Source organism: Bradyrhizobium sp. AZCC 1678 (genome assembly GCF_036924765.1).
In the GTDB taxonomy this organism is placed as follows: domain Bacteria; phylum Pseudomonadota; class Alphaproteobacteria; order Rhizobiales; family Xanthobacteraceae; genus Bradyrhizobium; species Bradyrhizobium algeriense.
Genome location: NZ_JAZHSE010000001.1, coordinates 7,465,149 through 7,477,981, shown reverse-complemented (window position 1 = coordinate 7,477,981; position 12,833 = coordinate 7,465,149). Strand labels below are relative to the sequence as shown.

18 protein-coding genes are annotated in these 12,833 nt (G+C 62.9%); 12 read left to right on the top strand and 6 right to left on the bottom strand.

Annotated elements, in window-relative coordinates:
- Positions 1 to 26: 26 nt before the first annotated feature.
- From V1294_RS35675 to V1294_RS35665, 3 genes are all read left to right on the top strand, one after another.
- Entirely contained in the window at positions 27 to 935 is a 909-nt protein-coding gene (locus tag V1294_RS35675) for a LysR family transcriptional regulator (RefSeq protein WP_334503866.1), read from the top strand.
- Between the two features lie 259 nt (positions 936 to 1,194).
- Positions 1,195 to 2,184: a tripartite tricarboxylate transporter substrate binding protein gene (locus tag V1294_RS35670; RefSeq protein ID WP_334503865.1), complete on the top strand. Its 990-nt coding sequence runs from the start codon at positions 1,195 to 1,197 to the stop codon at positions 2,182 to 2,184.
- A gap of 125 nt (positions 2,185 to 2,309) precedes the next feature.
- A complete protein-coding gene (locus tag V1294_RS35665; RefSeq protein WP_334485342.1) occupies positions 2,310 to 2,681 on the top strand; it encodes a hypothetical protein in 372 nt (123 codons plus the stop codon).
- Here V1294_RS35665 and V1294_RS35660 read toward each other — a convergent pair.
- From V1294_RS35660 to V1294_RS35645, 4 genes are all read right to left on the bottom strand, one after another.
- Entirely contained in the window at positions 2,678 to 3,163 is a 486-nt protein-coding gene (locus V1294_RS35660; protein ID WP_334503864.1) for a YbaK/EbsC family protein, read from the bottom strand. The genes V1294_RS35665 and V1294_RS35660 overlap by 4 nt on opposite strands.
- Position 3,164: 1 nt before the next feature.
- The gene (locus V1294_RS35655; protein WP_334503862.1) at positions 3,165 to 3,911 is read right to left on the bottom strand and encodes a haloacid dehalogenase type II; all 747 of its coding nucleotides are present in this window, start codon (positions 3,909 to 3,911) and stop codon (positions 3,165 to 3,167) included.
- A gap of 377 nt (positions 3,912 to 4,288) precedes the next feature.
- Positions 4,289 to 4,765, bottom strand: a complete 477-nt coding sequence (locus V1294_RS35650; RefSeq protein ID WP_334485336.1) for a DUF302 domain-containing protein — start codon at positions 4,763 to 4,765, stop codon at positions 4,289 to 4,291.
- Positions 4,766 to 5,014: 249 nt separating this feature from the next.
- Positions 5,015 to 5,899: an amidohydrolase family protein gene (locus V1294_RS35645; RefSeq protein ID WP_334485334.1), complete on the bottom strand. Its 885-nt coding sequence runs from the start codon at positions 5,897 to 5,899 to the stop codon at positions 5,015 to 5,017.
- 106 nt (positions 5,900 to 6,005) lie between these two features.
- Between V1294_RS35645 and V1294_RS35640 the strand changes: the two genes are divergently transcribed.
- The 6 genes from V1294_RS35640 to V1294_RS35615 all read left to right on the top strand — a co-directional run bounded on the left by V1294_RS35640 (position 6,006) and on the right by V1294_RS35615 (position 8,460).
- Positions 6,006 to 6,344, top strand: coding sequence for an FAS1-like dehydratase domain-containing protein (locus V1294_RS35640; protein WP_334503860.1), 339 nt, complete (start codon positions 6,006 to 6,008; stop codon positions 6,342 to 6,344).
- Between the two features lie 10 nt (positions 6,345 to 6,354).
- Positions 6,355 to 6,483, top strand: a complete 129-nt coding sequence (locus V1294_RS35635) for a hypothetical protein (RefSeq protein WP_334503859.1) — start codon at positions 6,355 to 6,357, stop codon at positions 6,481 to 6,483.
- A 14-nt stretch (positions 6,484 to 6,497) separates the two neighbouring features.
- On the top strand, positions 6,498 to 6,947 hold the full coding sequence (locus V1294_RS35630; RefSeq protein ID WP_108519918.1) for a MaoC family dehydratase: 450 nt from the start codon (positions 6,498 to 6,500) through the stop codon (positions 6,945 to 6,947).
- Positions 6,948 to 7,174: 227 nt separating this feature from the next.
- Entirely contained in the window at positions 7,175 to 7,300 is a 126-nt protein-coding gene (gene ykgO, locus V1294_RS35625; RefSeq protein ID WP_002718645.1) for a type B 50S ribosomal protein L36, read from the top strand.
- Between the two features lie 180 nt (positions 7,301 to 7,480).
- Positions 7,481 to 8,080, top strand: a complete 600-nt coding sequence (locus V1294_RS35620; RefSeq protein WP_417021287.1) for a tetratricopeptide repeat protein — start codon at positions 7,481 to 7,483, stop codon at positions 8,078 to 8,080.
- Positions 8,081 to 8,178: 98 nt separating this feature from the next.
- On the top strand, positions 8,179 to 8,460 hold the full coding sequence (locus V1294_RS35615) for a hypothetical protein (RefSeq protein ID WP_442895409.1): 282 nt from the start codon (positions 8,179 to 8,181) through the stop codon (positions 8,458 to 8,460).
- Positions 8,461 to 8,524: 64 nt separating this feature from the next.
- On the opposite strand, the gene V1294_RS35610 is transcribed toward V1294_RS35615, so the two are convergent.
- Positions 8,525 to 8,704, bottom strand: coding sequence for a hypothetical protein (locus tag V1294_RS35610; protein WP_108519921.1), 180 nt, complete (start codon positions 8,702 to 8,704; stop codon positions 8,525 to 8,527).
- Between the two features lie 263 nt (positions 8,705 to 8,967).
- On the opposite strand from V1294_RS35610, the gene V1294_RS35605 reads away from it, so the two are divergent.
- Positions 8,968 to 9,936, top strand: a complete 969-nt coding sequence (locus V1294_RS35605; protein WP_334503858.1) for an alpha/beta fold hydrolase — start codon at positions 8,968 to 8,970, stop codon at positions 9,934 to 9,936.
- Positions 9,937 to 10,120: 184 nt separating this feature from the next.
- The gene (locus tag V1294_RS35600) at positions 10,121 to 10,414 is read left to right on the top strand and encodes an antibiotic biosynthesis monooxygenase (RefSeq protein WP_108519923.1); all 294 of its coding nucleotides are present in this window, start codon (positions 10,121 to 10,123) and stop codon (positions 10,412 to 10,414) included.
- Between the two features lie 213 nt (positions 10,415 to 10,627).
- Here the strand turns inward: V1294_RS35600 and cycA are convergent, their stop codons facing one another.
- Positions 10,628 to 11,020 (bottom strand): cytochrome c-550 CycA, encoded by a 393-nt coding sequence (gene cycA / locus V1294_RS35595; protein ID WP_334485322.1) that lies wholly within the window; start codon positions 11,018 to 11,020, stop codon positions 10,628 to 10,630.
- Positions 11,021 to 11,248: 228 nt separating this feature from the next.
- On the opposite strand from cycA, the gene V1294_RS35590 reads away from it, so the two are divergent.
- Complete coding sequence (locus V1294_RS35590) at positions 11,249 to 12,742, top strand: FAD-linked oxidase C-terminal domain-containing protein (RefSeq protein ID WP_334503856.1); 1,494 nt, start codon at positions 11,249 to 11,251, stop codon at positions 12,740 to 12,742.
- The last annotated feature ends 91 nt before the right edge of the window (positions 12,743 to 12,833 follow it).

Below are 12,833 nucleotides of genomic sequence, written 5' to 3'. Positions count from 1 at the left end.
CAAAAATGAGCTTGGAGACGATCCGAATGTCAAAGCTCCCGGATTTCGAAGCGCTCGCGATTTTCGCAAAAGTCGTGGAGTTACGGTCGTTTGCGTCGGCCGCCACCGAACTGGCGCTGTCCAAGGCCACGGTGTCCAAGGCGGTCAGCCGGCTGGAGCAGCGGCTCGGCGCGCGGCTGTTCAACCGCACTTCGCGGCGGCTGGCGCTGACCGATGCCGGGCAAAAGCTGGCCGAGCGCGCGGCACGCCTGCTCGCCGATGGCGAGGACGCCGAGAACGAGGCGTTGTCGCAATCGATGGCGCCGCGCGGGCTGGTGCGGCTCGCGGTGCCGATGACGTTCGGGGTCAAAGCTGTGGCGCCGATCTTGCCGGATTTTCTCGCGGCTTACCCGGAAGTCTCGATCGATCTGCACCTGAGCGACGCAACGGTGGACCTGATCGGCGAGGGTTTTGATGCCGGCCTGCGCATCGCGCGGCTGCCGGATTCCTCCCTGATCGCGCGGCGGCTCTGCGCGATGCCGCGCTACACGGTGGCGGCGCCGTCATACTTGAAGCGCCACGGCAGGCCGACGCATCCGATGCATCTCGCCCAGCATAAATGCTTCGGCTACGCCTATCTCTCGACACCCGGCGTCTGGCACTACACCAACGCATCAGGCGAGCAGGCCAGCGTCCGGCCCGCGGGCCAGCTCCGCGTCAACAATGGCGAGGCGCTGTTGCCGTCCGTCATCGCCGGCCTCGGCATCGCCGACCTGCCGGACTTCATCGTCGGCGACGCGATTGCGTCGGGTGAAGTCGAAGTGATCCTGAAAGGCTGGCACCAGCCGGAAGGCGCCGTGCATCTGGTCACCCCGCCCGGCGGCCCGCGGCCCGCGCGCGTCGAAGTGCTGGCGGAATTTTTGGCGAAGCATTTTTCCAAGGCGAAGAAGCGGTAGTAACGGCGAGGCGAGGTCTTCTTCACCCTCCCCTGGAGGGGGAGGGTCGACTCACATTGAGCAAAGCGAAATGTGAGGCGGGGTGGGGTGATCTCTCCGCTCGGGCACTGTTAGACGTGGAGAGACCGTCACCCCACCCCGCCGCTACGCGGCGACCCTCCCCCTCCAGGGGAGGGTGAAGCGTCCGGCTATCGCAACGTCGCTAGCTTCAGGTTAGGCTGTCCTCAACAACGAAAACAAATGCCGGGGAGAAACCACCATGAACCGCCGCGAACTCCTGAAGGCCGCCGCCGCATTGCCGCTGGCGCAGACCGCACTCTCCAACACCGCCTTCGCACAAACCCCATACCCCTCGCGCAACGTCACCATGATCGTGCCGTTCCCGCCGGGCGGCCAGGCTGATCTGGCGGCGCGCCCCGTCGCGCAGGCGCTGGAGCGGATCCTCGGCAAGCCCGTGATCGTCGACAACCGCGCCGGCGGTGGTGGCGGGTCGGTCGGCAATGCGGCGGCGGCGCGCGCCGAGCCCGATGGCCACACGCTGCTGATGACGCTGTCCTCGCTGGCCGTGCTGCCGGAAGCCGACCGGCTGTTCGATCGGCCGGTGGCGTACGAAGTCTCGCAGTTCGCGCCGATCGCGCGCGTGCTCGCCGATCCCACGTTGCTCGCCGTGCCGGCTTCGGCGCCGTGGAAGACGCTGCAGGATTTTGTCGACGACGCCAAAAAACGTCCCGGGCAGATTCCATATGGCTCGTCCGGTCCGTACGGCACGCTGCATGTGGCGATGGAAATGTTCGCGGCGAGTGCCGGCATCAAGCTGCTGCACGTGCCGTTCCGCGGCGCAGGCCCCGCGCTGGCCGCGCTGTTGGGCGGCACCGTGCAGGCGATGGCGTCAGCGCCGGGCACGCTGAAGCAGCAGGTCGATGACGGCAAGATGCGCGTGCTCGCCAACTGGGGCGCCGAGCGCGTCAAGAGTTTCCCCGACCTGCCGACCTTTCGCGAACTCGGTTACAAGGATGTCGAGTTCTACATCTGGGCTGGATTGTTCGCGCAAGTAGCCTTGCCGGCGCCGATCATGACACGGCTGCGCGAAGCGATGGCGCAAGCGGCGAAGGCGCCGGAGGTGGTGAAGACCTTCGAGACCGCCGGCAGCCCCGTTGCCTATCTGGACGCGCCGGAATTTGCAAAGTTCGTCGCGGAAGACAGCGCGCGACTGGTCGCGGCGGTGAAGAAGATTGGCAAGGTGGAGTAGGGAACCTGCTTCACATTTTTTTGTTCTCACTAACGTGGCGTGGCCGCATTCATTCGACAGGCTGAACGCCGCCGCCGCGCGGAGTTCCGCGCCAACTTGAAAATCGAAGAGAAAGGACCTGATCCATGCAAACGCAGCGGATTGTCCTCGGCCTCGCTATCGCGATCGGCGGAACTGGCGTGATCGCTCCCGCGTCGTCGCAGGAATACCGCGGAACCTGGGAACAGCAGATGGCCTGCACGCCCGACGTCTGGCGGCTCTGCGGCGACCAGATCCCGGATGTCAGCCGGATCGTGGCCTGCTTGCGGCAGAACACGCCGCAGCTCTCCAGCAATTGCCGCGCGGTCTTCGAATCGCAGGCCGATGCGCAGCATCCGCCGGCGCCACGCGGACTGCAGCAAAACGCGCCACGTGCCCGTGCCCCGCAGCCGGGGCAGCCGCAGGCAGTACGGCCGCGGCCGATGCAGCCTCCGCCCTATTATGAGGAAGACAATTAGGTCACAGCTTCGCGCTCGGCCCTGAGTTCGCAGACGTCGACCCATTCAGCCGCCGTCAGTTCGGCCATGCGTGCGGGCGTAATCCGCACCGCGCTATGGGTCGAGCCCGCTGCCGGCACCACGACGTCGAACGCCTTCAGCGACACGTCGCAATAGACCGGCAGCGGTGTCTTCAATCCGAACGGGCAGACGCCGCCGACTTCATGGCCGGTGATTTCGGCGACTTCCTCAAGGCCGAGCATCTTCGGCTTTCCCCCGAACAGCGCCTTCACCTTCTTGTTGTCCATCCGCGACGTGCCGGCGGCTACGATCAGCACCACGCGGTCGCCGACGCGCAAGCTCAGCGTTTTTGCGATCCGCGCCGGCTCGACGCCATAGGCCTCGGCGGCCAGTGCCACGGTGGCGGAGCTCATGCTGGATTCGATCACGGAGATATCGGGCGCCTTTTCTGCGAAGAAGGCGCGGACGGACTCAAGACTCATTTCAGGACCTTTGGGCAGACACCAGGGCGGGGAGCTCGGCGAGGCCGTGGATGCGGTGATCGGGCACGACGCCGAGTTCATCCATCTGGGTACGCAACGCCCAAAACATCGTCAATGGTGGCAGCGTCTCGCTTTCGAGGCAAGCCAGCGCCATCGCTTCCGGCGTCACCCGCTCGATCCAGGCGACGTTGAGCCCGAACGCCTTGGCGCCGCAGGCGTCCCACGGATTGGCTGATATGAACAGCACCTCGGCGGGCGGCACGTGCAGCACCTCCTCGATCAGCATGTACGCTTCGGGGCTTGGCTTGAAGATCTTTTTCGCGTCCACGCTGATGACCGCATCGAGCACGCGGTCGAGCCCGCTGCTCTGCACCAGCGCGTTGAGCATGCCGGGGCTGCCGTTGGACAGGATCGCGAGCTTGCGGTCCTTCATCGCCGAAAGCGCCGCAAGCGCATCCGGATAGAGTTCGAGATGCAGATATTTGTCGACGATGCGCGCAAAAGTGTCGTCGTCATATTGCAGCCCGAGGCTGCCGAGCGTGTAAGCCAGCGAGTCGCGTGTCACCTCGGAGAAGTCCTGATAGCGTTGCATCAGCGAGCGCAGCCAGGTGTATTCGAGCTGCTTGATGCGCCAGACCTGGGTGATGATTTCGCCATAGCCGGGAAACGCGTCTTCGGTGACGTCAGCCACCGACTGGACGTCGTAGAGCGTGCCATAGGCGTCGAACACAACGGCTTTGATGGTCATGAGCACACTTCAAATATGGGGACGGGTTTATTCGAGTGTAGCACGCCGGACGATGGCGCAGATACCCGTTATGCGAGCGATCGGATGTCGACGAGCAGCCGGCACGATGCAAGCGCCACATCCAGCGTGTCCGGCGGAGGGCCGGGGATAAGGCGGGGCGCACGTATTTGCCGTGGGCAGACTCAACGCACGTGCCGCGCGCGTCAGCGCGCTCAAGCTGCCGTCCGCCTGCGGCGGAGCCAGCACGGTCCGCACCAGCGCAAGGTAACGCGGTCAGTACGCCAGGTTCCGGTACACACTGGCAATCAGGATCGGTGTCCTCGCCGAATTTCCTTCAGCTCTTGGATGAGCCTTGGCAAGGCCCGATACCTCAATACTCATTGCGTGGCCTGGTCGCTGGCATCTGCAAGGAATTTTTCAAGCATCTTGGCTGCGTCATCTGGCACATTGAGGCCGTGACGGGGAAAAATTTGCTTCGCACCGTACTCGCTCGAGTTATAAGTCAGCCAGACCTTGTCCTGGTCGTCCTGCCAAACCAGCGCTTTCATCGGGAGGTCGATCGCGAGCGTCGCGCCCTTCATCATCGGCGGCGTTCCAGCCTTCGGATTACCGAAGATGACGACCGTTCGCGGCCGCATTTCCAACCCGGCTTCCTTTGCCGCGGAGGCGTGATCGATCCGGCCGAAGATCATCCATCCGCCTGGAGTTTTCGACTTGATGGCTGCTTCGAACTTTTCGATGGTTTCCTGAACTGTGTGTTTGCTCTGCTTCGTGACCAGGCCGCTGTCGGCGAACGCTTGTGACGACGACATCGCGACCAATATTCCTGCAACTATCGTGTTTCGTGAGAGCATGTCGATGATCCTCCGCGGGCGTGGCCGATCCGGACTGCACGCGCACCGTATCGATCGCCGTGCGACAACGCACACTGATAATCAGTTGATGGGTTGTCGGCGGCAATAAATACATCGTGAGCTGCCAACCCGCCACTCGGGCCAATGGCGCATCCTCGGCGACGGCGGCGATCGGCTGGATGTCGCAGGGCGTGCCGCCGGCACCGAACACGATGGCCTCTAGCTCAAAAGCTCGAGACGGACGTCGCTTTATATACCCAAAATCTTCCTTGCGTTGGCCTTCAGCACCTTCGGCCTGATTTCCTCCCGGATGTCGAGCTTGGCGAAATCCGCCAGCCAGCGGTCCGGCGTAATCACCGGCCAGTCCGAGCCGAACAGCATCTTGTCCTGCAAAATGGAGTTGATGTAGCGCACCAGAATCGGCGGAAAATATTTCGGCGACCAGCCGGAGAGGTCGATATAGACGTTCGGCTTGTGGGTCGCGACCGACAGCGCCTCTTCCTGCCAGGGGAAGGAAGGATGCGCGAGGATGATCTTGAGGTCGGGGAAATCCGCCGCCACATCGTCCATATACATCGGGTTGGAATATTTTAAGCGCATTCCCATGCCGCCGGGCATGCCCGAGCCGACGCCGGTCTGCCCGGTGTGGAACAGCGCGATCGCGCCGCCGTCATTGATCGCCTCGTACAGCGGATAGGCCATGCGGTCGTTGGCATAGAAGCCCTGCATGGTCGGGTGGAATTTGAAGCCGCGGACGCCGTATTGCTCCATCAGCTTCCTCGCCTCGCGCACACCAAGCTTGCCCTTGTGCGGATCGATCGAGACGAAGGGGATCAGGACATCGAGATTATCGGACGCGACTTCCAGCATCTCGTAATTGTTGTAACGGCGGAAACCGGTCTCGCGCTCGGCGTCGACCGGGAAGATCACGGCCGCGATGTTCTTGGAGCGGTAATAGGCCGCGGTCTCCGGCACGGTCGGCGGATGCTTGTGCGGCGACTTGAAATAGTCCGCCATGCGCTCCTGGAAATCGTCGTAGCCGTCGTCGCCGTGCATGCCGCAGGGCTCTTCCGCGTGGGTGTGGATGTCGATCGCGACGACTTTCTCGATATCGGGCAGTTTGAGCTTGGGCATCTGGGTTTCCCGCCGGCTTGATTTTTGGGTCTGGAAAATTGATTATACTATATAACGAATTCCGCAAGGCGGCAGAAACAAAAGCCGGAAAATAAGGGAGCGCAAGATGTCCCAGGCCGAGGCCTTCGAGACCGATTTCTGGAAAGACGCCAATTTGCGAAAGGTCTGGGACGACATCGTCCCGGGCGAGCCGCGCAAGACCATTCCCTACACGCTGACCAAGGAAGCCATCGAGCTCTACTGCAAATCCGTCGGCGAGGATCACCCGATCTATTTCGACGAGGCCTATGCCAGGACCACCCGCTATGGCGGGCTGATCGCGCCGCCCTCGATCCATATCCTCCTGATGTTCTCCTGCACGCCGGCCGACGACTGGATGCGCTCGCCCGGCACCGTCAATGCCGGGCAGTCCTGGAGCTACAAACATTCCGGCGCGGCCCAATGACGTCATCACCTTGCAGGCCCGTGCCCTCGACAAGTTCATCAAGCGCGAGCGGCTGTTCGTGGTGCACGACAACGTGTTCTTCAACCAGCGTGGCGATGTAATCTGTTCCGGCCGCGGCTGGACGATTCGGCCGATGTGAGAGGGGAGCGATCAATGACTGCTACGTTCGACAATCTCTCCGCCGGCGACGTCATCGACGGCCCGAAATTCGCGGTCTCACGCGAATCGATCCGCCTGTTCTGCGATGCCTCGCTCGACTACAACCCGCTGCATCTCGACGACGACTACATGAAGGGCAATTTCGGCAAGACCAATTTCGGGGGCATCATCATGCACGGCATGAACAATTTCGGGCTGATCTCCCGAATGCTCACCGATTGGGCCTGCCCCGCCGGCGCGGTCCACCGGCGGTTGGAGACGCGGTGGGTCAAGCCGGTCCGGCCCGGCGATACCATCCAGCCCACGGGGATCATCAAGGCCAAGCAGACGACTGAAAAATCCCGCTGGGTTTTGATCGACGTGGTGGTGAAGAACCAGGCGGGCGAAAAGGTCGCCACCGGCGAGGCCCTGGTCGAATTCCCGCGCGATCTGTTTTGCCAGTGATTCCGAAGAGTTCTACGGACAAGTATCAACCCACCCGGCGTTAGGGCCGGAACGGGACAGATGGGCCCGAAAACGGGCCCATTCGGATTGACATCCGGTCCCGCCATGGCTTAGAAACCGCCCCGTCCCGGGCGGTTGGCCGCTTTCGGGATAAATCCCATTTTGCCACTTTCGGGTAGCTCAGGTTCGGCCTTCAACACGGCCTTTCAAAGCATCAGGATTGTCCCATGAAGGTCCGTAACTCGTTGAAATCGCTGCGTGGTCGCCACCGCAACAACCGTCTGGTCCGCCGCAAGGGCCGGGTGTACGTGATCAACAAGGTGCAGCGCCGCTTCAAGGCCCGCCAGGGCTAAGCCGCCAAGGGTAAGCCGCCATGGCAAAGCCTTGGGCGCTGAGTCGGCTTTTTCTTCCTCGTTTCACAGGTCTTTGACGACGTACCGCTTTGCGGCGCGATTTTGCGCGTCTAGACTTGGCCTATGATTTTAAGATTCCCGGGTGCCCGTAACTGCCGGATCGTGGTCCTCGCCGCTGTCATGACAGCCGTGCCGGTGGCCGCTTTTGCCCAGGATGACCCCAGGGTCATTCCCCCGCCGAAAGCCCAGAAGAAATTGCCGGAAGCGCCGAGCAAGCTTCCCAAGGTCGGGGCCGATCGCACCCGCGGGCTGGATTTCCTGTTCGGCGCGCTGAAGGCCGCCCCTGATGAAGCCAGCGCCAAGCATGTCGAGGCGCGGATCTGGGCGCTGTGGCTGCAGACCCCGAGCGACACGGCTGCGCTGTTGATGCTGCGCGCCAAGGCCGCGATGGAAGCGCAGAAGGTCGACGTCGCGCTGAAGCTGCTCGATGCCGTCATCAAGCTGCGTCCCGACTATGTCGAGGCATGGAACCGGCGGGCGACGCTGCATTACCTGAAGAACGATTATACCCATTCGCTGGAGGACATCCGGCAGGTGCTGATTCGCGAGCCCCGGCATTTCGGCGCGCTGGCGGGCCTTGGCATGATCATGCAGGACCTCGGCGACGAAAGGCGCGCGCTCGAGGCGTTTCGCAAGGCGCTGGCCGTCAATCCGCATCTCGAAAAGGTGCCGGAATTAGTCAAGACCCTCACCGAAAAGGTCGAAGGCCGCGATATCTGATGTTTCGCGGTTAACCCTGATCCCTGACGATTTATGTCAGGCAGGAACAGCGCGTCGCTAACGCGTATTATCGGCTGACTGCGTGACAGGAGCGAGCCGTGAAATCATTGCCGCTGGCCAGCGCAATGACCGTTGCGACCGGAACCTGCGCTTTGGCGCAAAGCGGCTATTGGGTGGTCGGCAACCGTGCCACCGCCAAATGCGAGATTGTCACCAGCAATCCCGTCATCATCGCCCAGGTCGGCGGAAATATCTGGTTTGGATCCGGACCCTACAGGTCGATCGACGACGCCAAGCTCGCCCGTTCGACCATCAGCCAGTGCCCGGCGGTGGAAGAACCGCCCGCAAAGACGCCGGGTGACGAGGACAAATCCAACTAGAGCGTTTTTCCAGCCGTTTCGCGTCAGGAAAACGCGTCGACCCAAAAGGCTCTCATGTACCGCGTTAATGTATCGCGTTGCTGCCGCGGGCCATGCCGTCGAGGCCTACGGCCGCGTAGAATTGCGCCAATTCCGCCTCGAGTTGCTCGTTTACCCGTAGCAGGGCCTTGAGTGCGCCGCGGATGTCGCCATTGCAACTCGCTACGATCTGATCGATGGCGGCTTCGCTTGCGTCGGAAATCATGGGGCATCCTCCGATGATACGCTGGAACAATTTGTAGTGAGCGCCCTTGTTCCTGTGGATGTTGGGTACAATGCAGGCGCCCGGCTACCCCCTAATCAGGCACGCGCACACATGGCGAAAGTGTCAGCGTCACTGTACAAATTTGCCGATGACAGCAGTATGACCCCGCTATCCACAGGTTCGAGGCCCTGTGGACAATCCCGAAACCCGCAACCGATCCGGGCCGTAGCTCGCCGGTGCAGAAAATCAGCCGGAAATTCTCGATGGCGGTAGTGATAGTAGTGGCGGCGCTGGCGGCGCTGCTGGCGCTGGTCACGCAAGTCGGCGTTTTTCTCAGCGAACGGGCCCATCCGGCTCGGGGCAGGATAGTTGAGGTGGCGGGCGGCGCCCTCCACATCCTCGATCTCGGCCCGCGCGATGCGGCCGGCCCGCCGATCGTGATGCTGCATGGCGCGAGTTCCAATCTTGAGGTGATGCGGCGGCCGGTCGGGGAACGGCTTGCCAGAAAGCACCGCGTGATCCTGATCGACCGTCCCGGGCATGGCTGGAGCACCCGCCTCCGGCTGGAGGATTCGACGCCCGAAATTCAGGGCCGGATGATCGGGGAGGCTTTGGCAAAGCTCGGCGTTGGCCAGGCGATCTTCGTCGTGCATTCCTGGGCGGGCGCCCTCGGCCTGCGCATGGCGCTGGATGAGCCGCAAACTGTGGCGGGTCTCGTGATGCTGGCGCCGGTCGCCTATCCCTGGCCGGGCGGCGTCGGGCGATACAACAAGATCATCGCGACGCCGGTGATCGGCCCGCTGCTCGCCTATACAATCACGCTGCCGCTCGGCCATTTGCTGGCCGAACGCGGCGCGCGCGTCGTGTTCCTGCCGCAGACCATGCCGGACGACTTTGTCAGGGACACTGCGACGCCGCTGCTGCTGCGGCCGCGCGAATTCATCGCCAATGCGCGTGACTTCGTGACGTTAAAGGCGGCTGTGGCCGAGCAAGCGCCGCGCTATGCCGAGATCACGGCGCCGATCACGATCATCACGGGCGATGAATCCGACAAGACGGTCTCGACCCGCATCCATTCGCGACCGCTCGCTGCCGCTGCGCCGAATGCAAAGCTGATCGTGCTGCCCGGCGTCGGCCACATGGTTCAGCAAGCGGCGCCCGATCTCGCGATCGCAGAGGTGGAGGCGATGATGAGCGCGATGACGCCGAGGGCGGCAGCGGCGGCCGATTGACGGGTGCGGGAGCCCGGTTCTATCGACGCGCTTTTGCGCGATCAGAGGCGACGGTGACGCCGCGCGTGGCCTGACGGCTCCGGATGGGGTACGATCGCTGTGCGCGGGATTCCGCTGCTCGTCCCGCCGTGGATGAACCTTAAGAGTCGCGATATCGGGCAGCCGACCTTCGAGGGAGAGCGCCATGTACGCCGCCATTCGTCAGGGCAAGGCCAAGGCCGGCAAGGCCGAAGAGCTCACGCGCAGGATCAAGGAAGGCGCGATTCCCGTCATCAGCGGGGTCGAGGGATTCATGGCTTATTACGTGGTCTATGCGCCCGACGACACGGTGATCGCGATCAGCCTGTTCAACAACTTTGCGGCCGCCGAAGAATCCAACAAGCGCGCGCTGGCATGGATCGAGCACGATCTGGCGCCGCTGTTGACCGGGCCGGCCACCGCGATGGCCGGACCGGTGATCGTGCACACGCTGGCTTGAACGGGCGAACTCGGGCGTCGTCTCACCCTCCCCTGGAGGGGGAGGGTCACCGCGTAGCGGCGGGGTGGGGTGACGGTCTCTCCACACCCAACAGTGACCGAGTGGAGAGATCACCCCACCCCGTCTCACATTTCGCTGCGCTCCATGTGAGCCGACCCACGAGCGAGCTCCGCTCGTCTCGGACCCCTCCAGGGGAGGGTGAAGAAACAGCTCTCACTTCGTCTTGCCGTCCTTGTCGAACGAGGAGACATAGGCCCAGAGATCGCCGGCCTCTTTCTCGTTCTTGATGCCGGCGAACACCATCTTGGTGGCGGGAATCTTCGCCTTCGGGTCCTTGATATATTCGAGGAACACGTCCTTGTTCCAGGTGATGCCGGAATTCTTGTTGGCGTCGGAATAATTATAGCCCTCGACGGTGCCGGACTTGCGGCCGTCGAGCCCGTTCAGCACCGGGCCGACCTTGTTCTTGGCGCCTTCGCCGATTGCGTGGCAGGCCAGGCATTTGTTGAACGAGGACTTGCCGGCGGCAGCGTCCTGCGCCAGCGCGCCCGTTGCTGTGGCCAAAGAGGTAACGACAACCAGCGCGCTCAAAGTCGATGTTTTCATGTGGTGCTCTTTGTTTCTTCCCGGGTAGAGAGGCGGATTTCTTGTGGCAGGACCGCTTGAATTGGACAAGCCACGAAACTTTGACAGTTTTGCCCATGGCCGGCTTGTCCCAGAGAGAACTCATCGTTCGGAGGGACGGCAATCCAACTTTCGGATGGCCTACCCAAACCTTGGTAGACGTGCTTGATTTGGCATCACAAATTCATTCGCGAGGCTTTGAGGATACGCATGGCCATCATGATGCCGGCTTCCGATCAGGCGGTCCTGGATCGCCGTGACGCCATCGTCACAGCCTTGCGCGCGATCGTGCCGGGCGAGGGCGTGATCGACAGCGCGGCCGAAATGCTGCCCTACGAGTCCGACGGCCTGATGGCGTACCGGCAGCCGCCGATGGTTGTGGTGCTGCCGGACACGACGGAACAGGTCTCCAAAGTCCTGAAATACTGCTTCGAGCAGGGCATCAAGGTAGTGCCACGCGGCTCCGGCACATCGCTCTCAGGCGGCGCGCTGCCGCTGGCCGACGGCGTGCTGCTGGGGCTCGGCAAGTTCAAGCGCATCCGCGAGATCGATTTCGACAACCGCGTGGTGGTGACCGAGCCCGGCGTCACCAACCTCGCCATCAGCCAGGCGGTGGCGCATGCCGGATTCTATTATGCGCCCGATCCGTCATCGCAGATCGCCTGTTCGATCGGCGGCAATGTCGCGGAGAATTCCGGCGGGGTGCATTGCCTGAAATACGGCATGACCACCAACAACGTGCTGGGCTGCGAGATCGTGCTGATGTCCGGCGAGATCCTGCGGATCGGCGGCAAGGCGGCGGAGAACTCAGGCTACGACCTGATGGGCATCATCACCGGTTCGGAAGGGTTGCTCGGCGTCATCACCGAGATCACGGTGCGGATCCTGCAGAAACCGGAGACGGCCCGCGCCCTGATGGTGGGTTTCGCCGAGGTCGAGGCCGCCGGCGAATGCGTGGCTGCCATCATCGGCGCCGGCATCATTCCAGGCGGCATGGAGATGATGGACAAGCCCGCGATCCACGCCGCCGAAGCCTTCGTCCATGCCGGCTATCCGCTCGACGTCGAGGCGCTTTTGATCATCGAACTCGACGGTCCGAGCGTCGAGGTCGACGAGTTGATCAAGCGGGTCGAGGCGATCGCGCAAGCCTGCGGCTCGACGACCTGCCAGATCTCCACCAGCGAGGCCGAGCGCAATTTGTTCTGGGCCGGCCGCAAGGCGGCATTCCCGGCAGTGGGCCGGATCTCGCCCGACTATCTCTGCATGGACGGAACCATTCCGCGCGGCGCGCTGCCGAAGGCGCTCGCGCGCATCCGCGACCTCTCGGCCAAATATGATCTGCGCGTCGCCAACGTGTTTCACGCCGGCGACGGCAATCTGCATCCTTTGATTCTCTACGATGCCAACCAGCCCGGGGAGATCGAGCGGGCGGAAGCCTTCGGCGCCGACATCCTGCGTGCCTGCGTCGAGTTCGGCGGCGTGCTCACCGGCGAGCACGGCGTCGGCATCGAGAAGCGCGACCTGATGGGCGAGATGTTTTCGGAAGTAGACCTCAACCAGCAGCAGCGCCTGAAATGTGCGTTCGACGCGCAGGGTCTGCTCAACCCCGGAAAAGTGTTCCCGACGCTGCACCGCTGCGCCGAGCTCGGCCGCATGCATGTGCACGGGGGCAAGCTCGCGTTTCCGGATATTCCGAGATTTTGATGATGGCCTTCTCCGATTTTTCAATCGTCATACCCCGCGAAGGCGGGGTATCCAGTACGCCGCGCCGCCGAAATCTATCGCCGGCCGCTGC